General features: G+C 41.9%; 27 protein-coding genes. 13 read left to right on the top strand and 14 right to left on the bottom strand.

What is annotated here, in order from left to right:
- Window positions 1-6: 6 nt before the first annotated feature.
- Window positions 7-762 carry a hypothetical protein gene (locus KEJ24_00210; GenBank protein MBS7646252.1) on the bottom strand — a complete coding sequence of 252 codons (756 nt, stop codon included), beginning with the start codon at window positions 760-762 and terminating at the stop codon, window positions 7-9.
- Window positions 763-992: 230 nt separating this feature from the next.
- Between KEJ24_00210 and KEJ24_00205 the strand changes: the two genes are divergently transcribed.
- Both KEJ24_00205 and KEJ24_00200 read left to right on the top strand, forming a co-directional pair.
- Complete coding sequence (locus tag KEJ24_00205; protein ID MBS7646251.1) at window positions 993-2,378, top strand: NADP-dependent malic enzyme; 1,386 nt, start codon at window positions 993-995, stop codon at window positions 2,376-2,378.
- A gap of 92 nt (window positions 2,379-2,470) precedes the next feature.
- Window positions 2,471-2,908: a helix-hairpin-helix domain-containing protein gene (locus KEJ24_00200; protein MBS7646250.1), complete on the top strand. Its 438-nt coding sequence runs from the start codon at window positions 2,471-2,473 to the stop codon at window positions 2,906-2,908.
- Window positions 2,909-2,930: 22 nt separating this feature from the next.
- Here KEJ24_00200 and KEJ24_00195 read toward each other — a convergent pair whose 3' ends face one another.
- Window positions 2,931-3,197, bottom strand: a complete 267-nt coding sequence (locus KEJ24_00195; GenBank protein MBS7646249.1) for a hypothetical protein — start codon at window positions 3,195-3,197, stop codon at window positions 2,931-2,933.
- A 107-nt stretch (window positions 3,198-3,304) separates the two neighbouring features.
- Between KEJ24_00195 and KEJ24_00190 the strand changes: the two genes are divergently transcribed.
- Window positions 3,305-3,730: a DNA-binding protein gene (locus KEJ24_00190; GenBank protein MBS7646248.1), complete on the top strand. Its 426-nt coding sequence runs from the start codon at window positions 3,305-3,307 to the stop codon at window positions 3,728-3,730.
- Here the strand turns inward: KEJ24_00190 and rimI are convergent.
- Window positions 3,722-4,174: a ribosomal protein S18-alanine N-acetyltransferase gene (gene rimI / locus KEJ24_00185; protein MBS7646247.1), complete on the bottom strand. Its 453-nt coding sequence runs from the start codon at window positions 4,172-4,174 to the stop codon at window positions 3,722-3,724. The genes KEJ24_00190 and rimI overlap by 9 nt on opposite strands.
- 33 nt (window positions 4,175-4,207) lie before the next feature.
- Entirely contained in the window at window positions 4,208-5,287 is a 1,080-nt protein-coding gene (locus KEJ24_00180) for a flippase-like domain-containing protein (protein MBS7646246.1), read from the bottom strand.
- Between the two features lie 206 nt (window positions 5,288-5,493).
- Between KEJ24_00180 and KEJ24_00175 the strand changes: the two genes are divergently transcribed.
- The gene (locus tag KEJ24_00175; protein MBS7646245.1) at window positions 5,494-6,045 is read left to right on the top strand and encodes an HDIG domain-containing protein; all 552 of its coding nucleotides are present in this window, start codon (window positions 5,494-5,496) and stop codon (window positions 6,043-6,045) included.
- A gap of 9 nt (window positions 6,046-6,054) precedes the next feature.
- Here the strand turns inward: KEJ24_00175 and KEJ24_00170 are convergent, their stop codons facing one another.
- The gene (locus KEJ24_00170) at window positions 6,055-7,680 is read right to left on the bottom strand and encodes a CTP synthase (GenBank protein MBS7646244.1); all 1,626 of its coding nucleotides are present in this window, start codon (window positions 7,678-7,680) and stop codon (window positions 6,055-6,057) included.
- A gap of 229 nt (window positions 7,681-7,909) precedes the next feature.
- Here KEJ24_00170 and KEJ24_00165 point away from each other — a divergent pair, with 229 nt between their 5' ends.
- The 4 genes from KEJ24_00165 to KEJ24_00150 all read left to right on the top strand — a co-directional run bounded on the left by KEJ24_00165 (window position 7,910) and on the right by KEJ24_00150 (window position 10,414).
- The gene (locus KEJ24_00165) at window positions 7,910-8,539 is read left to right on the top strand and encodes a TatD family nuclease-associated radical SAM protein (protein MBS7646243.1); all 630 of its coding nucleotides are present in this window, start codon (window positions 7,910-7,912) and stop codon (window positions 8,537-8,539) included.
- A 345-nt stretch (window positions 8,540-8,884) separates the two neighbouring features.
- A complete protein-coding gene (locus KEJ24_00160) occupies window positions 8,885-9,196 on the top strand; it encodes a hypothetical protein (GenBank protein ID MBS7646242.1) in 312 nt (103 codons plus the stop codon).
- Window positions 9,197-9,215: 19 nt separating this feature from the next.
- Complete coding sequence (locus KEJ24_00155; GenBank protein ID MBS7646241.1) at window positions 9,216-9,983, top strand: hypothetical protein; 768 nt, start codon at window positions 9,216-9,218, stop codon at window positions 9,981-9,983.
- Window positions 9,980-10,414: a hypothetical protein gene (locus tag KEJ24_00150; GenBank protein MBS7646240.1), complete on the top strand. Its 435-nt coding sequence runs from the start codon at window positions 9,980-9,982 to the stop codon at window positions 10,412-10,414. The genes KEJ24_00155 and KEJ24_00150 overlap by 4 nt, the downstream gene beginning before the upstream one ends.
- 60 nt (window positions 10,415-10,474) lie before the next feature.
- Here the strand turns inward: KEJ24_00150 and KEJ24_00145 are convergent, their stop codons facing one another.
- Window positions 10,475-11,083 (bottom strand): class II aldolase/adducin family protein, encoded by a 609-nt coding sequence (locus tag KEJ24_00145; protein MBS7646239.1) that lies wholly within the window; start codon window positions 11,081-11,083, stop codon window positions 10,475-10,477.
- A 134-nt stretch (window positions 11,084-11,217) separates the two neighbouring features.
- Between KEJ24_00145 and KEJ24_00140 the strand changes: the two genes are divergently transcribed.
- Window positions 11,218-12,441 carry a redox-regulated ATPase YchF gene (locus KEJ24_00140; GenBank protein ID MBS7646238.1) on the top strand — a complete coding sequence of 408 codons (1,224 nt, stop codon included), beginning with the start codon at window positions 11,218-11,220 and terminating at the stop codon, window positions 12,439-12,441.
- Window positions 12,442-12,446: 5 nt separating this feature from the next.
- Here KEJ24_00140 and uppS read toward each other — a convergent pair whose 3' ends face one another.
- From uppS to KEJ24_00100, 8 genes are all read right to left on the bottom strand, one after another.
- Window positions 12,447-13,229, bottom strand: coding sequence for a di-trans,poly-cis-decaprenylcistransferase (uppS, locus tag KEJ24_00135; GenBank protein MBS7646237.1), 783 nt, complete (start codon window positions 13,227-13,229; stop codon window positions 12,447-12,449).
- Window positions 13,229-14,002, bottom strand: coding sequence for an S-methyl-5'-thioadenosine phosphorylase (gene mtnP / locus KEJ24_00130; protein MBS7646236.1), 774 nt, complete (start codon window positions 14,000-14,002; stop codon window positions 13,229-13,231). The genes uppS and mtnP overlap by 1 nt, the downstream gene beginning before the upstream one ends.
- Window position 14,003: 1 nt before the next feature.
- Window positions 14,004-15,176 carry a DUF373 family protein gene (locus KEJ24_00125; GenBank protein ID MBS7646235.1) on the bottom strand — a complete coding sequence of 391 codons (1,173 nt, stop codon included), beginning with the start codon at window positions 15,174-15,176 and terminating at the stop codon, window positions 14,004-14,006.
- 44 nt (window positions 15,177-15,220) lie between these two features.
- The gene (locus KEJ24_00120; protein MBS7646234.1) at window positions 15,221-16,087 is read right to left on the bottom strand and encodes a hypothetical protein; all 867 of its coding nucleotides are present in this window, start codon (window positions 16,085-16,087) and stop codon (window positions 15,221-15,223) included.
- Complete coding sequence (locus KEJ24_00115) at window positions 16,074-16,439, bottom strand: hypothetical protein (GenBank protein ID MBS7646233.1); 366 nt, start codon at window positions 16,437-16,439, stop codon at window positions 16,074-16,076. Before KEJ24_00115 ends, KEJ24_00120 begins: the two co-directional genes overlap by 14 nt.
- A gap of 46 nt (window positions 16,440-16,485) precedes the next feature.
- Entirely contained in the window at window positions 16,486-16,857 is a 372-nt protein-coding gene (locus KEJ24_00110; protein ID MBS7646232.1) for a hypothetical protein, read from the bottom strand.
- Window positions 16,850-17,545 (bottom strand): acetate--CoA ligase family protein, encoded by a 696-nt coding sequence (locus KEJ24_00105; protein ID MBS7646231.1) that lies wholly within the window; start codon window positions 17,543-17,545, stop codon window positions 16,850-16,852. Before KEJ24_00105 ends, KEJ24_00110 begins: the two co-directional genes overlap by 8 nt.
- 73 nt (window positions 17,546-17,618) lie before the next feature.
- Entirely contained in the window at window positions 17,619-18,596 is a 978-nt protein-coding gene (locus KEJ24_00100; protein ID MBS7646230.1) for a M48 family metalloprotease, read from the bottom strand.
- Between the two features lie 134 nt (window positions 18,597-18,730).
- On the opposite strand from KEJ24_00100, the gene KEJ24_00095 reads away from it, so the two are divergent.
- From KEJ24_00095 to KEJ24_00080, 4 genes are all read left to right on the top strand, one after another.
- A complete protein-coding gene (locus tag KEJ24_00095) occupies window positions 18,731-19,741 on the top strand; it encodes a hypothetical protein (protein MBS7646229.1) in 1,011 nt (336 codons plus the stop codon).
- A 59-nt stretch (window positions 19,742-19,800) separates the two neighbouring features.
- The gene (locus tag KEJ24_00090; GenBank protein ID MBS7646228.1) at window positions 19,801-20,739 is read left to right on the top strand and encodes a hypothetical protein; all 939 of its coding nucleotides are present in this window, start codon (window positions 19,801-19,803) and stop codon (window positions 20,737-20,739) included.
- A 200-nt stretch (window positions 20,740-20,939) separates the two neighbouring features.
- Window positions 20,940-22,175: a threonine synthase gene (locus tag KEJ24_00085; GenBank protein MBS7646227.1), complete on the top strand. Its 1,236-nt coding sequence runs from the start codon at window positions 20,940-20,942 to the stop codon at window positions 22,173-22,175.
- A 22-nt stretch (window positions 22,176-22,197) separates the two neighbouring features.
- Entirely contained in the window at window positions 22,198-23,223 is a 1,026-nt protein-coding gene (locus KEJ24_00080) for a homoserine dehydrogenase (GenBank protein MBS7646226.1), read from the top strand.
- Window positions 23,224-23,235: the final 12 nt, after the last annotated feature.

The raw sequence follows: 23,235 nt of genomic DNA, 5'->3' as shown, positions 1-23,235 counted from the left end.
TTAACCTCAAAGTTCTTTTATATGTATGTAAAAGGCCAATATGAAGAATAGATAGCCAAAATGGTAGAGTAGTTCAAGCACATGTCCACAATAATATGCGCCGTTGGCGGTTACATAGCTAAAAAGTACGTCGGCGCAAGTATCCATAGTCATGGCGGCGTTAATGAAAAGCCATGGTCTTCCAAGTTTTCCCTTCCAGAAAATGATAAGCCCTAAATGTGCAACAGAAAAGAGTGCGAGGTCAAAGAGGGGATAGGCAAAGTCTGTAACCAGCGTCATTAAATCTTCTTCAGCATTTAAAAGTGGGATAAGCAGCGCACCGACAACAATTACCGTCAAAATTACAGTAGCAACCATAGACGCGGCTAAAGTTTTCTTTGTCAATGCACCGCTGAAGAGCTTAACATATAGGTATAGCGCTATAAAGAAAGGAACATACCCGGCCAGCCAAAAAACATCGGCTACGGATGGATAGGGAGTCTCAACGCCTAATATTAGCGTGTAGCCAGCCCAAATGGCTTCTCCCATAAACCAAAGGAACAATCCAGCCGTGAAATAAAGCCAAGCAGTCGAAAACCGCCCCCTAGCTTTATGCCAGTATTTTTCTAAGGAAAGCCCCGAAAAAACAACGGCCGCACCAGAAACCAACGGCGGAAAAGCATTTGAAAAGAAATACATGAAATCCGGGTAGTGGCCTTGAAAAGCGTATAACAGCGCCAAACCGACCGTTATTGATAGCCATATACCGTAAATCTTCAGCATCCCAGCCCCTCCGAGAACCTCTGCTAGCTTCGGCGCGCGTCGTGTGGTATATTTGACAAGTAGGGCCATCTTTAATATGAATTATGAACAGCGAATATGAATTACCAAAATTGTTTGGTTAAATGATTGAAGCTAAAAGGGCTTGTTGTAATTTTCCGTTAAAATTCACCGCAATCTTTAAAGGCTAATACGCAAAACAACATCATCCTTACAAAAAGGAGACATTAATGATGTGCTCACCAAAAAAGGAGGAAAAAAGAAAACCCACAGTTGAAGAGCTTCTCGCAAAAGCTAAAAAGCCTTCCCAACTTGCCCCGCCCATGCACAAATTTTACGAAGGCAAAGTTCAAGTCATGCCAAAATGTGTTATAAGAAGCTATGAAGACTTTGCCATATGGTACACGCCGGGAGTCGCAGCTCCATGCCGAGAAATCAATGCAAACCCTGAAAAAGTATTCGAATTAACAAATCGTTGGAATTATGTAGCAGTCGTTTCAGATGGCACTCGTGTTTTAGGCTTAGGAGACATAGGTCCAGAGGCAGCTATGCCTGTTATGGAAGGAAAAGCACTGCTTTTCAAGTATTTAGGTGGAGTTGACGCTTTCCCCATATGCCTAAAAACCAAAGACCCAGACGAAATCGTCAGAGCATGCGAGCTGATTGAACCTTCCTTTGGCGGGATAAATCTTGAAGACATTGAAAAACCGAAATGCTTCTACATCTTAGAAGAAGCCCGTAAAAGATTGCAAATCCCAGTTTGGCATGATGACCAGCAGGGAACAGCCACAGTTATATTGGCCGGATTGATAAACGCCTTCAAAATAGTGGGTAAAAAGCCTCAAGAAAGCTTAATAACGCTTATTGGTGCCGGAGCAGCTAACATCCGAACAGCCTACGTTCTAATAAAATGGGGAATAAAGCCTGGAAACATTATCATGGTAGACACAAAGGGCATAATATACCCTGGAAGAAAGGATATCTCAAAAGAGGAAGATCCATGGAAGTATGAGTTAGCCCAGATAACGAACGCTGAAGGCAGAACAGGAGACATAGCGGACGCATTTAAAGGTGTAGATGCTGTTGTCGCCGCATCAAAGCCAGGGCCAGGCACAATAAAGAAGGAGTGGATATCCACAATGGCAAACGACGCCATAGTCTTTGCCTGTGCAAATCCAATTCCTGAAATTTGGCCTTGGGAAGCTAAAGAAGCTGGAGCCAGAATAGTGGCTACTGGAAGAAGCGACTTTCCAAACCAAGTCAACAACAGTTTGGGCTTTCCAGGTATTTTCCGCGGAGTTTTAGATGTCAAAGCCAAAACTATTACAGATGATATGTGCGTTGCCGCCGCAGAAGAGCTAGCAAAGTTCGCAGAGGAAAGAGGCATACATGAAGATGACATCCTACCACGAATGGAGGAGTGGGAAGTTTTCCCCCGCGAGGCAGTAGCCTGCGCCTTAAAGTCGATTGAACAAGGAGTAGCCAGAGTAAAGCTAAGCAGACAGGAACTCTACGAAAGAGCTGTTGCAATAATAAAGAACGCTAGGGAAAGCGCGCAAATCCTAATGAGGGAAGGCTTAATAAAACAACCACCCCCAGAGGAAGAGTTGCTCAAATAGACGGCTGAAACACCCAAAAACCTCTTTTTCTGAATTTTCGGAAAATTATTTAAGCTATTTGCTAAAATATTTTAGGCTGGGAGAAAGATAAAATGCGGTCAGATTATGCTCTATATACAGTAGCAGTAATATTTTTTATAATAACTGGGATAATTTGCTTCTATCAAGTAAATTACAGAGAACTTTGGATAGTTACAACGACAGTCTTGGGATTGTTTTTCATAGGGGTCGGATACACTCAAAGGCCAAAAAACACAAAAGCTAAAACACCCTTACCAGCAGCACCTGTTATAACAATTAAAGAAGAGGAGAAAACTTCGATAGAAGCCACCCCAATTTCGACGCTAGAGTTAACTGAGATTAAGGGTATTGGCGCAAAGCGGGCGGAGCATCTAAAAGCATTAGGCATTGCAAATGTTGGAGATTTAGCAAAGGCTTCGGCAGAAGACTTAGCCTCCAAACTTAAGATTTCGCCAAAAATAACTAGAAGATGGGTTGAAGACGCAAAAAAGCTCCTTGAAAAAACTTAGGAAGCTCCTCTAACAAAAAGGCCTAAAGTTTCAAAATTTTTATTATGTTCCTTCTCTCCAGCCTTTTTAACGCATCTAAAAACTCGTTCTTTTTCTTACCGGTTACGTTGAAATTTTGTAGCATTTCATTTAGAGGCATTTCGGATGCGCCAAACCCCACGTTTTTTCTGTGAATGAGATGTTTAACTATTAGGCGTTCAAGTTTTCCACAACGCCACGTAGTGCTCCTTAATAAAACTATTATGATCTGCCCGAACCCTTTCTCCCCTTTTACCTTAAACCTAGACATACAATCGTTTAAATTGTACTTGATGTTTTTAGGGTTTGCGTTTGAAAAAGTTCTCGGAAGATTGAAATATTCACAGCTGTAGTTTAACCTATATAAGTGGTGAAGTCATGGCTGAGGGAAAAATTGGGAGAATCATTTTTTCCAAAATAAAAACGGGTGAAGACTTGATTGAGGCCATTAAAGAGAAAGCTGAAAAATGCGGAGTTAAGGCTGGGTTGTTGATTGTTATAGGTACTCTTGAAAATGCTACACTGGGCTACTACAAAGGTGGCGAGTACAAATACATTCGCATAGATGAGCCTCTAGAGATAGCTTCATGCATGGGAAACATCGCCGTTGAAGAGAACGGTGAGACAGCAATTCACGTCCACATTGTAGTTACAACTAATGAAGGTAAAGCGTTTGGCGGTCACTTAATGAATGGTTCCCGAGTTGGAGCCACAGCAGAGCTTGTAATAATTGAAGCTTTAGATGTAAACCTAAAAAGAGCTTTTGATGAAACGACAAAGCTTAAACTCTTGAATTTAGAGTAGCGGTTTCTCTAGAAGAATCCCGTGAGCGTTTCCGTAGTAATATTCTAACTTCAAGGTCTTTCTATATCCAAGTTTATGGTAGAGGTTTAACGCAGCAATGTTGTCCTCCCTTACTTCAAGGCGGCAAACTCCGGCATGCTTGTTTTTGAAGATTTTTTCTATTTCTTGCAAAAGTTTTATTCCGATCCCTTTTCGACGGTGGCTTTGCGCTACATCTATCGTTAAAATATGCCCAATGGGTTTGCTGTCTTCGATAAATAACATGCCAATAACAAAGCCAACGATATGCTCATCCTCTTTTGCAATTAAGCTTATGGAATTTGGACTTTTAAGTAGTTGGGCTATTTGCTGTTTAGTGAAAGCTTCTTTTTTAAAACATTCCATTTCAATTTCGTAAAGCCTATCTAAGTGTTTGATTGACGCGTCTTCTATTATTATCGGCATAAACTTCATTACTAAAAAGTTTCACGGCGAAATTTAGCCTTTCTCTATTAGACCAGCGTTTAGCGAGGCTTTCACAGCCTTAATTTCAATCCACTCTTGGACGGCAAACCCTACGAAAAATCTCAACCACACTGTTAAGAGCCTGCTTAGTATGGTTGCTGTCGCACTTACACCCATAGGCACTCCTAAAACTACATAGATGGTTGTCATGGTTATCTCCGGCAAACCAACCTCAAATGGAATACCCACTGGAATAGACTTTATAGCTGCCACTATGGCTTGTGTTACCAAAATTACACTCCAAAGGCGAAAACTTGTGGGAAATCTTATTGCCACGAAAACCATATATGAGATAGCTAAATAAGAAAGCCATGAAAGACTTGACAAAAAAATGGACAAGAATACTATCTCTGGAGCGCGCCCAAATTCCCGCATGGAATCATGGAACATTTCAGCAGTTCTAAGGATGTCTCCCCTAACTTTTGCAAGGTTCCATTTCCCTTTAATGATATGACCAACAATCTCTAACAAGCGGTCAATAATCCTTAAGGTCCAGTCTTTCTTTATACACAAAAATAGAAGGAAAACTAGAAAGAACGCAGTTGCACTTATTAAAAATAGGCTTAAGTTAAAAATTAGACTGCTAAGATGGGATTCTGCCAAAAGTAAGCTTATCCCAACAATAAGTGTTGCCAAACCGACGCCCATACTTATAAGTCTATGAGCTACAAGAGAGGCAACAACTTTACCGCTCACGTCGCTTCCATGTTCTCTCGTGATCAAATAGATTCTTGAAATTTCTCCGCTTATGGATTCAGCTGGAATAATTAAGTCCATAAATGTTCCATACCAAACGTATAGGTAGGACTTTAAAACTGAAAGTTTCACGGACAAGTGTAATAGAAGACTACGCCAAGCCATTGCGTAAAGAAAAGTGTCAACAAAGATTAGTAAAGCGGCCAAAAAATATATGAGCGTGTCAGCTGTTCGAATAGTTGCAACAATTTCAGGCATATCCGCTCGGAAAAAGTATAGATACGCAAGGAAGGCCGCTATGCCCACCAGCGGCAAGACCACAGTTTTCCAAGTGAGTTTAGGCTTGGCTGAAACCATGTTCACCTACATCTCACATCGACCCAGAAAATTCTTAAAAGCCAAATTATATACTTTGTCCAATTCACGATTTCCTTAATTTTCCATACCTTATACACATCGAGCGTTTCTGTTTACGCTCCAGTGGACAGTCAAATTTTGGAGAATGCACTCGAAAAGACTAAATGGTTAAAAATTAGAAAGACGAGCTGAAGGGGCAACTCATGCTGACAAGAGAAGAAGCCTTAAACATTGTTAGAAAGCATGTATCGAAAAGGAACATTCTCTATCACATGCTTGCAGTGGAAGCGATAATGCGGAGTCTAGCAAGACAATTCGAGGAAAATGAAGAAAAATGGGGTCTAGTAGGCCTACTACACGACGTGGACTATGAGAAGACAGAAACTTCACCAGAAAAGCACTCCCTAATTGCAGAGGAAATCCTCAAGGAAGCAGTGCCTAAAGAACTTTTGAGGGCGATAAAAGCGCACAATTTCAAACATACAGGTGTCGAGCCGAAAAGCAGAATGGAGAAGGCATTAATCGCCAGTGACGCAGTTTCAGGTTTGCTGGTGGCATGTGCTCTCGTGATGCCTTCTAAAAAATTGGCAGAAGTAAAGGTAGAGACGGTGGTGAAAAAGTTCAAAGACAAAGACTTTGCAAGGGGGGTCGAAAGGGAAAGAATTCTCCTATGCGAGGAAATTGGAATTCCTAAGGAGAGATTTTTTGAGATAGCCTTAAACAGTTTAAGAGGAATTGCCCAAGAGATAGGCTTATAAACATTAGCTTTAAAATTCTAGTTTTGTTTTTCCAAGCTTACGATCTAAGCAAGCCTTCACAAAACCGTAATATTCTGGATTAGGCTTACCGGGTCGACTTTTAAACTCACCATGGAATTGAGATGCTAGAAAGAAATAGTGATTCGGCAACTCTAGGATTTCCATCCTTTTGCCATCTGGGCTTCTGCCGGAAAACATGAGACCGTTCTCTTCAAATTTTTTTAGGTAGTCTATGTTCACTTCAAATCTGTGGCGGTGACGCTCAAAGATTTCCTCGCTTCGGTAAAGTTTATACGCCAAAGTGCCCGGCTTTATGAGTACTTTGTGCGCGCCCAGTCGCATCGTGGCTCCTTTGAGTTCTATGCCCCTCTGCTCAGGCATAAGGTCAATGACTGGATGTGGTGAGTCAGGGTCTATTTCAGTGCTGTTGGCTCCTTCTAAACTGCACACGTTGCGGGCGAACTCCACCACAGCCAACTGAAAGCCAAAGCATATCCCCAAGAAAGGTATATTGTTTTCCCTTGCAAATTTTATGGCCGCAATTTTTCCTTCAGCTCCTCTTGGACCGAAACCATAGGGAACAAAGATTCCATCAAAATCTTTTAGTATCTCAACATTGTTTGGGTTCTTCTCGAAAATTTCAGCTTCAATGTAGTGAATGCAAACTTTTGTTCTACATGCTGCTCCTGCATGGCGGAGCGCCTCGTTCATACTTACGTAACTGTCGACTAAACCCGCATATTTTCCAACAAGCGCTATTTTAATTTCATGCTCCGGATTGAGTATGGCGTTAATAAATTTTTTCCAGTCGTTATAGTCTGGTATGCGTTCCAGAAGCCCGAGTCGCCTACAAATGAAATTGCCCATTCCTTGCTCGTCAAGGATAAGCGGAACTTGGTAAATAGATTCGACGTTGTAAGAGCAGAAAACGGCGTTTTCCGGTATTGTTCCAAATAATGCTATTTTTCTTAAAGTTTCAGAGTCTATCATTTGTGAGCACCGTGCAACAATTATATCTGGCTGAATGCCAATGCGGCGAAGCTCGTTAACGCTGTGCTGCAGTGGTTTCGTTTTCATTTCTTTTGTAACATCTAGAATCGGGACTAGAGCCACATGAACATACAAAGTGTTTTCAAATCCTTCCTCCAAACGCATTTGGCGTATAGCTTCTAGAAAAGGCAATCCTTCAATGTCACCAACCGTCCCACCAACTTCTGTTAATACAACGTCTGCGCTTGAGTTCGCCGCAACGCTCCTTATGCGACTCTTAATCTCGTTGGTAACGTGTGGGACTATTTGGACACATCTTCCAAGAAAGTCTCCACGGCGTTCCTTCTCTATAACAGCCTTATAAACTATTCCAGTTGTAATGTTATTCTCTTTTTTCAAGCTTAGATCGAGAAAACGTTCATACCAGCCAAGATCCAAATCAGTTTCGCCACCGTCTTCTGTCACGTAGACTTCGCCGTGCATGTAAGGATTCATGGTTCCAGCGTCAACATTCACGTAAGGATCTATTTTTATAGCCGTTACATTATAGCCCCTTGCCTGGAGCATTTTACCGATGGAAGAGGTTACAATACCCTTACCTACAGAGCTTAAAACACCGCCAGTAACGAAAACATACTTTGTCACGTTTCTCCCTCGCCGGAATAACAGAAACCTAGAAGCTTTCAGCATTTAAACTTATTCTAACCTTCATCTTAATGATATACTTGCGAGATATTATTGACAGCTTCCATGTGACAATAGGTTATATATCCACGACAAGTCAAAGAGCATTATCGAAAAAGCTCAAAGGCTAAATTCGCCAATTTTTAAGATTTTTATTGAAACAGTCTAAATCGAGGGAGAGGCAACTAAAATGTCCAGCAAGAAAAAGGCTAGTTTAGTCTATTGGCTTGGGGAAAATCTCTATTTTAACATAACCAACAGATGCTCAAACAACTGTTACTTTTGCTTAAGGAACTTTCGGGATGGTGTTGGCGGTTTCAGCTTAAAACTTGAAAGAGAGCCGACGATTGCTGAGGTGATCGCAGAACTTGAGAATGTTATGAATAGGAGAAACTGGAGGGAGATGGTTTTCTGCGGGTTTGGTGAGCCATTAGAACGGCTGGACTGCGTACTAGAGGTTAGTAGGTGGATAAAAAGTCATTACGGGAAAATTGTGACATTGAGAATAGACACAAACGGGCAAGCTTTCCTGCTTAACAAGGGACGAGCCGTCGTAGAAGAATTGAAAACCGCCGGCATAGACAAGGTGAGCGTAAGCCTAAACGCCCACAGCAAGGAAACATACAGTCAAGTCTGCAGACCAGCCTTCGAGAACGCTTTCGAGAGCATTTTAGAATTCATTGAAAAAGCCAAGAAACTTTTGGACGTAGAGGTAACAGCTGTGCGGATTCCAGAAGTTAACATCAACGCAATAGAGGAAATCGCAAAAAAACTGGGTGTCAAGTTTAGGGTTAGAGACTACATACAGCCTTTTTGGTGAGAAATAGGTTAACAATGTTTTGCAGTATTACGCTTACAAACTATGTTTGTGAAAAACGGTGAAACTAAAAGTGGAAATGTTATGCAACATCTATATAGGTTAAGGTTTAACAAAACAATGTGGCAGAGTGGCTAAATTACTTAACTTGAGGCTATTTTAATCGTTTTGAAGTGCAAGAACCTCGAAGGCTTCCTGATTTTTCGGACGCGTTCCGCGTAGTAATCAGGGGCGTACATACGATCTTGGAGTTGTAAGTTTTAGAGCTTTTCTAAACCGGGACATAGTGTTTTTATACAAGTTTATAGAGAAGTTAGGTCATAAAACTTGATCAGGTGCGATGGTAAAATGAAAATTGAAAAGGCAGAGTTAATGGCTTACGTCATGATAATTGTGGGTTTGCTGCTGCTGATTTTCACGTTCATCACAGCTTTTCTTATGCTGACATCTGTATTGAACATTAAGACGGGCATGGACCTTTCGAAAGCCCTTGGAGAGATACTTGGACCGATAGCTGAAGCCATTATAAGGATAATGTTCCTTGGAATCATGGGATGGACTGGTTCCATCGCAACAATAAGGGGAATACAACTTTACAGAGAGTCTAAACTTGTGGCGCAGCCGCCAAAGCTCGGAGAAAAACCAGCGGAAAAAGCCTAGACTTCACGGTGGTCATGTTTTGCGTCCAACTATTAAGGCTCTTGGATGGATGATTATCCTCCTATGGATTATCACTTTGGCTTTACCGATCTCGGTGGCTTTCTCTTTGTTCAAGTTGGCTGAAGGAGGAAATGTGGGTGTTCAAGAGCCTACATTCACGGTTACTAATGGGAACATCTCCATAAACATGCCCATATACGTGAATAACACAGGCTTTTACGATATTTCAGACGTGAACATAGAAATTAGGATCAGAAAGATAGGCACAATCATAGCAACTATGTCAAAAAACTTACCCAGCATACCAGCGGGTCAAATAGTTAACACAAGTTGCAGCTTTACTGCAAACATAGTGGAAATTTTTCAAAAAGACCATACATTATTGACAGAGGATGCCGATTTAGATTTAAACATAATGCTACATTTTAGAGTAGCGTATACACTAGCCTTTAATATAGCCTACAATTCGTCCATGCGCTGGGGCGCACCCTTCCACGATTTAACATACACGGTGGATTACAACGAGATAACACATGTTTTTTCATTTTACATGAGCTTCAATAACCATGCCTCTTTTTCTATAAGTGGTCCCTTCACAATTGAATTATACAACTCCAACAATGAAAGGATTGGGATAGCCTCGCTAGATTTGAATGTTCCCGCTGGGGAGGCTTTCCAAGAATCTGTTGATGTAGTTGTTGATTTTTCAAAAATGACTGATAGGGTTTTAGTTTGCCTGTCCTTTGCTGAATTGAAAATTCTTGAAGAATGGTGGACTAAACCATGAGCGAGCTTGAGCCTAAGCCAAGAGGTCAGAAGTTTAGCTCGAGAATTGCCAGGGCGGTTCTTATAACCGCGGCCTCCGCAGTTTTATGGCTTATAGTATGGTTTTTAACATCTATGTTTTTGGCAGGTTTTCCAGAATACCCAAAACTTTTTTCAACAATAGCTTGGGGTTTACTATTTTTCACCTTCACTATTGCACTAGCCGAAGGCACAATTTACAAGTATATTTTAATAATTGCAAGGGCTTTCTTTTTAATGATATATTTAACCTACGCGACAAACTGGGGAGTCTTAACGGCAAATTTTGGGAATTTAATGTTTACTGTTGAGTTTACATCATTAATTGCCTTAATAATTGCAATAAATCTCCTGGAAGTGGCCAGGGGACTGTTACTAGCGATAGAGTTTGCAGCGCAAAGTCCAAAAGACTAACCCTGCAAAAGTTGGAAGCCTATATACAATGTTTTACACTTTTAAGCTCTCAGCTTTCTTCTAAAATTTATTTAGCAGCCCTTCAACAACCTTCTTCTTTTCTAAGGTAAGTCTTCCTGCTTCTTCCATTGAGGTACCGATTGATATAAAACCATGCTTTTTCATAATTAAGAAGTTGTTCTTGTTTAACACTTCTTCAACGCTTCTAACAAGCTCTAGACTACCATAGGGCTTCCACTCTTTGGTTTCAACAACCCCCAATTCTTTCGCATGCTCGGTTATTGCCGTGTCGTGACCGTGGAAAACTGCTTGAGCGTCTCGTCTCAGAAAATAAATCCTGTAATGTAGAAAGCTTTCAGACGAGGGTTCTCTAACTCCGTGAACATAGACTGTTCGACTATCCATGTCACAGCTAACTACTTTAACAAAACATTCTGGGCTGAGCGAATCTTTAGGGCCAAGCCCAGACGCGGTAATTATAAACTCGTTTGATCCTTCCATGAGTCTAAAACTCAAGTTTCCCATAGATTTGCCATTAACAACCGGTGCAAGCCCATGCAAATGGAACATCTTGCACCATTTAGCCAACTCTGCAATTCTTTTATCTTCAGGCGGCTCTTTCCGCAAAAATTTCGTTTTAAACTTAACTCCAGTGTACCTTTCCATCATACATAATGGCTTTTGCTATCCCAATAACCCTTTTGCTGATGGTTTCTAAAATTGCAATTTATTTTTACAACCAGTATCCAGATATAAGGCATAGGCATATACTTTAACTTAAACATCAAGCAGACGGGAGGCTAATGCAAAAAACTTATTCGAGGCTGCTTGGCATAGTTGGAAAACCCAATGTGGGAAAATCAACATTTTTCAGCGCTGCAACTTTGGCACCTGCTGAAATCGCCAATTACCCTTTCACGACGATAAAGCCGAATAGGGGGGTAGGCTATGTACGGACGCCTTGCGTCTGCAAAGAATTCAACGTAAAAGACACACCGGTAAACTCAATATGCATTGAGGGAGAAAGGCTTATTCCAGTAGAATTCATAGACTGCGCTGGCCTCGTGCCCGGCGCGTGGCAGGGTAGAGGGTTAGGCAACCAGTTTCTAGATGAAATAAGAAAAGCTGATGTTCTGATCCACGTTGTCGACGCTTCTGGTGGAACAGACTCTGAAGGCAGGATTTGCAAGCCGGGCGAGCATGACCCTTTGGAGGATGTGAAGTTTCTTGAGCATGAAATAACTATGTGGATTGCAAACATGCTTAAGAAAGACTGGCCGAGGATCGCCAGAACCGCGGAATCTGCTTCAAAGGATCTCCTTTCAATCTTGGAGGAGAGACTTAGCGGACTAGCCATCAAACGAGCTCACATTTTTGAGGCGGTTAGAAGAACAGGGTTAAATGCGGATAAACCAACGGCTTGGAGCGAGGAGGACTTCCTTAGATTTATTGACACGCTTAGGCAGATAGCCAAACCCATGCTAATCGCGGCTAACAAGATGGACATACCAACAGCTGAAGAAAACTTCGAGAAAATGAAGAAAATGAACTATTTAGTGGTTCCATGCTGCGCCGAAGCTGAATTGGCATTGCGAAGGGCTGCGGAGAAAAAGCTAATAGAGTACAGACCTGGAGACAGCACTTTCAGAATACTGGACCGTGGAAGATTAACTGAAAATCAAGTTAAAGCCCTAGAAACTATAAGAGAGAAAGTCCTGCTGAAGTTTGGCTCCACCGGGGTTCAGGACGCTATAAATATGGCCTACTTCAAACTCTTAAACATGATCACGGTTTATCCTGTAGAAGATTTGGAACATTTATCAGATCACAGCGGAAGAGTTTTGCCTGACGCATATCTAGTGCCTTACGGGACGACGGCTCGGGAACTTGCCTACCTGATCCACACGGAGCTCGGCGAAAGCTTCATTTACGCCGTGGAGGCCAGAGAACGCAAAAGAGTCGGCGAAAACTACATCCTTAAAGATAGAGATATAATCTCAATAGTAAGTGCCAAGAAAAGAGCTTAGAAAGCTTAAGCACCGAACCGTCTTTTACGCTTTTGAAAAGTACGTACTGCTCTAAGTAAATCGATTAATCTAAAATCAGGCCAGTAAACATCTAAGAAACAGAGTTCGCTGTAGGCAGACTGCCAAAGGAGAAAGCCGCTTAACCGTTCCTCGCCGGAAGTCCTGATAATGAGGTCTGGGTCTTGTTTGGGCAGGTGCGACGTGTACAAGTATCTCTCGAATAATTCTTCAGTGACCTCTTCTGGCTTCAGCTCTTTACTGTACACTTTTTCAGCGATTTTCCTTGCAGCGTCAACTATTTCAGCCCTTCCTCCATAGGCAAATGCAACATTTAAAAAATGTTTGTCATAGTTTTGAGTGGCTTTTTCCACGTCTTCTATAAGTTTTTGCAGATGCTCCGGCAGAAGGTGTCTTCTGCCAATCACCTTTACGCATACCTTGTTTTTGTGAATTCTTTCATCCGTCAAAATTTTTTGCAATTTCTCGCTTGCAATCCGCATGATTTCTTCAACTTCCTCTTTTGGGCGTCGGAAGTTTTCCGTTGAGAAAGCATAAAGGGTTATAGACTTTATGTTAAGTTTTAAACACCAGTCTAGGAGTTGTTCAACTTTCTCAGCACCCTCTTTGTGGCCACGCCACGGGGCAAGTTCCTTTTCTGAAGCCCATCGCCTATTGCCGTCAAGAATTATTGCTATATGTTCTGGTTTCTCGTTGTTTTTGACTTGATGCCAAAGCCACTTCTCATAAAGTTTGTAGGCACCAATAACTGAAAGAAAGGATTTCAGCATCATTTAATCCTCGCGTTCTTTAAGGCATCCATGCATGAACACTTGCCTTTACGTTCTACTGGTAAAGCTTTAATGGCCTCAATTAAGAGTTGCTCTATTTTAGGCTGAACTTTTCTGGAAATATCATAGACCTCCTTTGGCGTTAGACGTTCCTGCATGCCGGCAGCCATATTAGATACAAAGCAGACCGTTGCATAGCATATTTCTAACTCTCGGGCAAGCACGGTCTCTGGAACACCAGTCATGCCAACAATGTCAAAGCCTAAACGCTTAAACATTTCAATCTCAGCTGGGGTCTCGAAGCGTGGGCCTTCCGTACAAACGAGCACAGCGCGGCTCCACAGGTTTAAGCCAATCCCTTCAGCGCATTTAATCAGCGTGTCACGTATCTCTGGACAGTATGGTTGAGACATGTCAACATGTGTGACCGGGGCTTCGTCATAGAAAGTTGTAGGCCTTTGTTTGGTAAAATCGACGAAATCATGTGGAACTACAAGGTCGCCTGGTTTGAAGTCCTTGTTTATGGCACCTACAGCGTTTACTGCTATGATCCTTTCGACACCAAGCTGATACAATGCGTAAATGTTCGCTTTATAATTCACCTTATGAGGAGGAATTGAGTGTTCTGGTCCGTGTCTTGGAATGAAGGCAACGTTTTTGCCACCTATCTTCCCAAATGAAACTGAAGGGAGAATGCCGTAGGGTGTTCCGATGCGAAGTTTTTCTGTTTCTGCAAAAAGTTTTTCGAATCCTGTCCCACCTATGACTGCAATTTCAGCTTTCGTCAAGCTCTTTATGTTCCCCCAACATTTTCTTGAAGAAACCCTTAGCCGACCTGTGAATAACGAGTATAACCAAAATCGAGGCTATACCTATCAGGACGCCAATCACTATGGAGAATATTAATGTTTCATAGCCTCCTTGAGGATTGATTAGAATGCGTGATACTTCCTCAAGAATCTGTCTAGTCCACCCAATTAAAACTATTAAGGCAACGTTACGTAAAAGTCGCGCGTCTCTCTCAAAATACCATCTTATGGCCCTTCCAGTTAGGGCTAAACATACACCTATAACCACAAGGTCTTTAGAAGTCGTGATAAAAACGCCCACTGTTTTAGGTAGAAGGCTCAGCCAGTTGGACCAATCTAAACCCAAATCGGCCACAGCGCTTAACCCAACGTATATGCTTATTCCGATGCATAAAAGGCCTGCAAGGGTTGAGAAAGCTGAAATTTGTACTGGAAGGGGTGGAGGTGAATACTCCTTTATCCAAACGTATAGCCGTTTCGCCAACCGGTCAGCTCCAAACCCTTTCACAAATAAGTAGGCTCCTAAAACAATAACAAAAGCCATCAAATAATAATGAACCATCCCAAATATGGCTAATACGCCTAAAATTAATAGAAGAATTCCAGGTAATCCCAAAGCTATGCGGGAGTAGCGCGGATTCTCCATAATCATCTTGAGGTATCTTGTAAACAAAGCCGCTGTTTCTTCTATCGATTCGCTGTGCTTCACGATAACCCTTCTAACCGAGGAAACAGGCACCCTTGATTCTATGAGAGGCAAAACAGCTTCGTCTGAATAGCCATCAGTAACCAGAATGACTTCATTGGCTGGGAAAACCTTTAAAACATCACTTAACTCCGCAACTATTTTTCTGTCGGCGCCAACTCCGCCTAACTCTAACCCAGATATCGTGGCTATTTCGAAAACTTCTTCAGGTTTGTTTTCGCCGATTAAACGATCGTAGAGGCGGATAGCTTCGAACATGGCGTTTGCGTCTGGTTCCTCCGGATCTTTCAAAGCTAGGGCCACTGCGGCATTAAGGTTTTCCTCCTTGCCAATCAATGGTGTTTTAATCTCAGTTTTTGTTCCTATATCGCCATCTCTGTCAACGCATAGAATTAGAATTCTTCTCTGCTCTTTTTTGTCCCTTGATGTCATTCGTCTCTGTTCCAAATCAATAAATATGTGAAGCTACTTTAATTTTATGCCAAACCTTTTTCCGCTAGAATCTTAAATTCTTGCCATGACAATTTTTCGCCACGTTTCAGCTTTTCTATAGCACTTTTTGCAACATTTTCTTGGAGGCTTTCTTCCCTTTTCTTCCGTTCCTCCTCTGTTTCCACAGCCATCTCCTCTTTTAGTTTTCTCATCTCTTCGACCGTTTTCTTTAGCTCCTCTTTAACTGGCGCAATTTTTTCTTTTACCTGCAGGAAGAGTTTATGGACGTTATCAGCTTTGTCCTTAAGTTTTTTCGCCTCCTCGTGTTTTCTTATCATTTCTTCGCGGATTCTCCGGCTTTTTTCAACCTCTTTCACCATGCTTTCATGAATTCTTCTTGCCCTTGCTTCAAGGGCTTTAAGCTCTGTTGTTAACTCAAGCTTTCGTTGGTTTAATTGTTCAATTTTTTTATGAATGCTTATCTGGGCTTCCAAGCGTTTAACTTGATCAATAAGCCGTTTTTCCTCTTGAAGGCTTAGCGGTGTTGTCTGAATTTTCCATTCAATAGCTTCAACCTCCTTTTGAAGATTGCTGAAACTTTTTGAAGGTTTCTTTGCCATTAAACCTTTGATTTTAACCGTTAAGATTTTCAATTCCCCTGCTTTCTGGTTGATTTCTGTTTTTATTTGGTTCCTTTGCTGTTTTAGTTTTTTGACTTCCGCGTTTATTTCATCCCTAGCCTTTTTTAGGTCTAGAGCTTCAGTCCTTAAACGTTTAAACTCACTGTTAAGCTTGTCTCTTTCTTCAGCGAATTTTTTTGCTTCAGCGTCTAATTTTTCCTTTTGTTCTTTTAGAGCTGCAAGTCTTTGGCTTAATTCTTCAATTTTTTTTAGTTTCTCATTCCTTGACAATTGAGCCCTCCTTTCTTCTTGCCCATTCAAGGATTTGATGGATTAATTTCACTCCGTCTCTTGTTGTGAATAGGGGTAAGTTCCAGTCTTCCTTAACCTTCCACCGAGTGACTTCTAGCCCTTTAACTTTCTTTGTAATGGGTTCCTTGTATAGGAGGATTCCTCTTTTTTGCCATAGAGGTGTCTCATCCAAATTTATTCCATGTCTAAATAGGGTTCTATGAATTTCTTCTGTTTTCATTCCTTTCAATATCCTAGCTGTTTCTGATGGTTTGTAACCCATTTTTCTTAGACACCAATAGGCATACGCGTTATTGTGATTTCTCCAAGCGTTATTTTGCCTCCAAGCCATATATTTTACTACAGTGTCTTCGTCTGGTACTAGAACAATCCTTGAATCAAAGGCTACGATCTCTGTCTTGCCAAACAGACTCTGTAAGTATAATGGCAAAGGCTGATGAAACTAAACTTGACGTAATTGAGTCTATTTTCTCGATTCGACCGTTAAAGGGTGCACTACTCATGAATAGAATATTCAGTTCATCACTGACCGCGTAAACTAAAGCTGGATTAAACCCTACTTTAAAAAGTAACTTCTCCGAAGAGACTAGGCATCTGACAAACTTTTTATCAAAGGGTTTTTCAGCACCGACAGCCTCTGAAAGCCTTCTAGATTTCCAACCATCAAGCCTTACGAAGAAACATGTTCCAAGCGGAACTGAGGCCTTTGAGAAGACTTCATTTTTAGCTAGGTATACGTAGTTATTCAAGGATAATCCTTGCGTCAACCGTTTTTGCGCCTTTCTCATAAACCATTACGGGGTTTAAGTCCAGTTCTTTAATTTCCAGATGCTCCGTTACAAGCCTTGAAGTGTTTAGCAAAATTTTAACTATCGCTTCAGTGTCTGCTGGTGGCAGGTTTCTATAACCCTTAAGGAGTGGATAGGCCTTTATTTCGGTCAGCATCTCGCGGGCTTCTTCTTCGGTTATTGGTACCACTCTGAAGGTAACATCTTTCAGGATTTCAACAAAAACACCTCCAAGCCCAAACATTAAGGTTGGGCCAAACTGGAGATCTTTTATGGCGCCGACGATGACTTCCGTTGATGGTGGAGCCATTTCTTGGACTATTACGCCAATTATTTTTGCATCTCTTTTATGTTTTTTAACGTTTTCCATTATCCGTTTGTAGGCAGTTTTAACTTCTTTGGCGTTTTTTAAGTTTAACATTACTCCGCCGACGTCTGACTTGTGAATTATATCGGGTGAAACTATTTTCAAAACAACCGGGAAGCCTATTTCCTCTGCGGCTTTAACGGCTTCGGCTTCGCTTTCGGCTAGTTTAAAAGCTGTTACAGGTATGTCATATTCCATGCATATTGTTTTCGCCTCTGTTTCATAGAGGTGCTTTCTTCCTTCTTTAACAGCATTCGCGATTATTTGTGGAGTTTGCCTCATTCAACCGCCTCATAAAATGTTTAGTAGTTTTATGCTGTGATTATTTAAGGAATTTCCCCTTTAGAAGCAAAGTCTAACTTGATTGTTGTAATGCTTTGATTCTTTTAACTACGTGGGGGTGGGTTGAGAAGATTTCGTTTATTTTGTCAATCCATGTTAACTTTTGAGATAATATTTCCTCTACCAATTTCTGGTCGCTGGTAGACGCCAAAGTTGAAAGCGTCATAGACTCTGCTTCCGCTCTGTCCGGATCTGCTATAAACAGGGCTTTAAAGGCGTTGAGATGTTGTGTTTCTTTTCTAGTTCTTCTCAAGTTCTTGGTTGTACGTACTATTTTTGCTAGTCCTAGGGAAAGTTTCTGTGCGCCGTCTTCAACTATGGTGGCACTGTGTCTGTCAGCGTAATATTCACGGACACGACTTAGGAAGGAGACGCAAACATATGTTAAGAAAAGCGAGAAGGCGACAAGAACCATGCCTAGTAACGTCATTCCACCACTCTCTTCTCTTCGGTTTCTGCTATACATGGAGGAAACCATTATCATGTAGCCTACATAATAGAATAAGGCAGGTAGAAGTGAAACAATCATCATAACTTGGACGTCTCGATGCTTTAAGTGGCCAAGTTCGTGGCCTATAACTGCCTCAACTTCGCCTTCATTTAAAGTCTCCAGCAAGCCTTCAGTGACCGCCACGCGATTTCCGGCTATAGGTGAGCCATATGCGAAAGCGTTTGGTATCGGGATACGAGCTAACATAAGCTTCGGTTTTTTAATGCCACTTTTTTTGCTTAAGTTTTCCACTATTGCGTGAAGCTTTGGATTTTTGTTTTCAGGTATTTCTTTTACTCGGTATAAGGTGTCAATGGCGTATGGTGCTATAAGCCACTGGAGAATGTTGAAGGCCACGACAAATATCCCAATATAGATTAAGCCAACTTGAAGGAGACTCAAAATAATAGCCAGTACAAGCGTCGACAAAGTGAAGATTATGGCCAAAGCGGCCACCATTGATAGGCGTAACTTCCAAAGGCTTAGCATTTTTATCCTCATGTTCCAAGCAATAAAAACGCGCTTATATATGTTGCGCGAGCCTCATGCGAAAACGTGATAAGGTAACTTTATTATTGTACGCCTTCCTAATTTTTTCCATGCAAACGTTGGTTGATGACATAGGAAGTTTCCCCTTGCCTCAGTTTGTTGAGCGGAAAAACTTTGAGAAAGCTTATGCCATGGCAAGAGATCGAGTGATTGAGGGTGGAGCCTTAACAGATGATGAATTCTTGTTTAGGAACTTCTATACCGTGGTTAAGGCTTCTTTCAAGATGAAATGCGAAGCAGGCTTAGACGTTGTTAATTATCCACAGCATTATGATATACACCGGCAGTTTATTGAGTCAATTCATAGAGCCATGGAAAAAGGCACGTATATTGTTGAAAAGGAAGAAGCAGTCATCCCGGAACTTTATGTCATTAACAGCGAAGCAAAGAAATTGTGCGAGGAGCTGGGTATAGAAAGAATCGCCCTTCGTGTCTGTGTAACGGGTCCATTTGAGCTTTACATTAAAGAGGTTGGAACTGCTGCTTATACGGATGTCTTATTGATGTTTGCTGAGACTGTGCGAAGGTTTGCTGTTAATTCGCTTTTAAACTCTAAACATGTTAAAACTGAAGTGGTTTCTTTGGATGAGCCCAGTTTCGGGTTTCAGGACGTGGCGGCTGCGAAAGATGTGGTTTTGGAAGTTTTTGAGAAAGCCTTCAGCTTCAGCGGAGCAACAAAACAAATCCACCTCCACTCCACGGCGAGGATTGCTGAACTTCTTGGGGTTAAAAACTTGGACGTGGTTTCGGTGGAATGCGCTGCCTCTCCTAAAAATTTGGAAGCCGTATCAAAAAGCATGTTGGAAAAAGCGGATAAACAAATTCGGGTAGGTGTGTCTAGAACAGATATAGACGCTATCTTGGCTGAGCTTTACGAGATGGGAGTTAAAGAACCGCAAATATGGCAAATTGTGGAAGACGAAGAAACCATAAAAAGACGATTTAAAAGTGCGAAGGAGAAGTTTGGAGAAAGATTAACCTTCACTGGACCGGATTGCGGATTAGGCGGGTGGCCAACTCAAGAAGCAGCTCAATTGGTTTTGAAGAGAACCGTTAATGCTGTGAAAGCTGTTCAGTCATTCTTTCGCGAAAATTAGGTTGGCAAAACTTAAATATCAGAGTTTTTAAAGGCGGAGATTTCCGATGGGGGGCGATCATGCGACTGAAAAGTTTGATTATAATTGCCTTACTTTCAGCTTTCGCCTTTACGCTACTGTTTTGTGGAAGAGTTGGAGCGCAACAGGCTACCGCAAACCAAAACCGTACAGAGGTTCACGTGGGTATCTGGCTTATAAATGTAGAAAAAATTGACTTAACCGCCAGCAGTTACCGCCTAGACTTTTATCTATGGTTCAAATTTAATTCCTCAGAAATTAGTTCAGCTGAAGTGAAAGAGTTTGAAATCGTTAACGGTGCTCCAACAAAAACGCCGGAAACGGTTGCTGAAGAGGAAAACCGTGTTGAATATCGCATAAGAGGAGAGTTCATGAAAACCTTTGACTTCACTCGATATCCATTTGAAACTCACATGCTTACCATTGAACTTGAGCATAAGAGTCGTAATGCTTCACTTCTGATTTTTAGGCCAGACTCGGAGTCAGCCGTGGACGAGACGGTTAATGTTGCTGGTTGGGAGATAGGCGGCTTTGAACAGATGGTTGTGGAGCACTCTTATGGCGATGAAACCTATTCGAGGTTTGTCTTTATCTTATACCTAAAGCGGCCAGTGTTCTCAGCTTTTGTTAAAAGCGTGCTGCCAATATCGGTTATAACAACCATATCGCTTTTAACGTTCTTCATTTCTCCACAGAACTTCGGGCAGCGGATAGGCTTGGCGGTTTCAACTTTGATGTCTGCTTCAGCGTTTCACCTTTCACTACTTAGTGGTATACCACCCATAGGCTACTTGACATTGGCGGATAGAATGATGATTTCTGTTTACGCCATCTTTCTCTACAACCTCTCTGTGTCAGTCTATATCATGAAGCTTGTGGACGCCAAAAAAGCTGAAGAAGCCCAAAGATTCAACAGCAAAGCCTTAAAGATACTAGTGATACTGATCGTCATACTTATAATAATTCAGCTGGTTGTATAAAAGCCCGTAAAATAAATAATGTGATGGTTTTATTTTCACTTCCCTCCTATTCGATTTTACATAGGCCAATAACAATTTCCCCTCTAATTTTTGACTAAGGTTGAAGCCCTACGCAAAGTGTTTCAACTTTGCGAGTGCAATTGCAGAAACCTTTTATATAAAGCCGGGAAGGGTGTTACTTTGCTGGAGCATGACGATTAATGTACCAAGTATGCATTAACTGTAATGACCAATACGATATAGAAAAAGTAATTTACAATTGTGCGAAATGCGGCGACATTCTCGAAATAAGATATGATTACTCCTTTCTCAAAGAGAAGCTTGAAAAAAGTAATTGGCAAAGCTTACCCTTGTCGGTTTGGCGTTACCGCGATTTTATGCCAATCCGCTATTTCTCAAATGTTATCTCACTCAACGAAGGGGGCACTTCCCTTTATTCATGCCACCGTCTAGGAAAAATCTTGGGACTAGAAACTCTATACGTTAAGAACGAGGGAGAAAATCCCACCGGATCTTTCAAGGATAGAGGGATGACTGTCGGCGTAACTAAGGCCGTGGAGCTTGGGGTTAAAATGGTTGCTTGCGCATCAACAGGCAACACGTCTGCGTCATTGGCTGCTTACGCCGCAAAGGCAGGGTTATCTTGCATAATACTGATACCCTCCGGCGCCATCGCTTTTGGGAAATTAGCTCAAGCAATAGCGTACGGAGCGAAAGTTGTACAAATTCGAGGCAACTTTGACAAAGCCTTGGAGATGGTTTTGAAGCTCTCAGAAGAACATAGGGAGATATACTTGCTAAACTCCATTAACCCCTTCAGAATAGAGGGACAGAAGACAATTGCTTATGAAATTTGCGACCAACTGAACCGAGAGGCCCCGGATGCTGTTGTACTGCCAGTTGGCAACGCTGGAAACATAAGCGCTATATGGAAGGGGTTCACCGAATTTTACGAACTTGGATTGATAAATAAGCTTCCGCGAATGATAGGTATTCAAGCTGAGGGCGCCGCTCCGATAGCGAAAGCCGTTAAAACGGGAGTAGATAAAATTGTTCCAGTCGAGAAACCAGAAACAGTAGCTACCGCTATAAGAATAGGGGCGCCCGTAAGCTGGAAAAAGGCTTTACGCGCCATAAGAGAATCAAAAGGAACCGCTGAAACAGTTAGCGATCACGAGATTCTAGAAGCCCAAAAAATGCTTGCCAGATCCGAAGGCATATTCGTAGAGCCAGCAAGCGCGGCGTCAATAGCTGGACTAAAAAAGCTTGTTGAGGGGGGAGAAATAGATAAGGATGAAGTCGTTGTCTGCGTTACGACGGGACATGGCCTTAAGGATCCAGAGGTTGTTGTAAAGACTTTTGAGAAACCATACGAGGTTGATGCTGAATTAAGCGCAATCGAAAAGCTATTGGGATTAACTGTACAATTAACATAAGTTGCCGTTGGAGGCTTTAGATGTGCGCATAATTCTTGTCGGGTTCGGTGTTGTCGGGCAAAGTCTTGCCAAACTCTTCATTAAACGCGAGTTGGAACTATCTAATGTCTATGGATTTCGGCCAAGAGTTGTCGCTATTGCCGATAAAGGCGGTGTTGCCGTAAACCTGAAGGGTTTAGACTTGCAAAGGATGTTATCAGTAAAAGCGGAGAAGGGCACTGTAGCTGCTGATGAAGCGTACGGAAAATTGGGGATACCCATCTTAGACCTAATTGAGTCCTTGGACGCTGAGGCTCTCGTCGAGGTTTCACCAACCAACATCAAGGATGGAGAGCCAGCTCTTTCATACATAAAAAGCGCTTTTAAGGCTGGTAAAAATGTTGTAACTTCAAATAAGGGGCCGTTAGCTTTAGCCTTGCCCGCTCTTACAGAACTGGCTGAACATAATCAAGTTTATTTTAGGTTCAGCGGCTCCGTGGGCGCTGGGACTCCGATACTTGAATTCGCCAAAAGATGTTTATACGGTGACAAGATTCTATCGTTAAAGGGCATTCTTAACGGGACAACAAATTATATACTGACAGAAATGACTGAGCGGCGCATTCCCTTTGAAGAGGCTCTTCAGAAGGCTAGACAGCTTGGCTATGCTGAGGCTGACCCATCCATGGATGTTGACGGAATAGACGCTGCATGTAAGCTTGTGATTTTAGCTAACTGGGTTATGAACAAAAAAGTTACGTTAAAAGACGTAAACATTAAAGGCATTCGAGGCATTTCCATGAAACATATTGAAGACGCTGCAAAGGACAATTGCACAATTAAGTTAATAGGCTCAGTTAACGGAAAGTTAGAGGTTAAACCGGAGAAAATCCCTAAAACCAGCCCCTTATCCGTCAGCGGAACTCTTAACGCGGTGACTTTCTATTCAGAATTTGCAGGCGAACAGACCATCATTGGGCGAGGCGCTGGTGGAGTTGAAACCGCCAGTGCTATATTGCGGGACCTTCTAGATATAAAGCAAGAGCTTGCTGCAAAATTGCTTGCATAATTAGGTGACTTT

The organism is Candidatus Bathyarchaeota archaeon, assembly GCA_018396705.1.
Taxonomy (GTDB): domain Archaea; phylum Thermoproteota; class Bathyarchaeia; order Bathyarchaeales; family Bathycorpusculaceae; genus DRVP01.
Note: the sequence above shows the minus strand (reverse complement) of the source record. Positions and strands in the feature narration are given on the sequence as shown.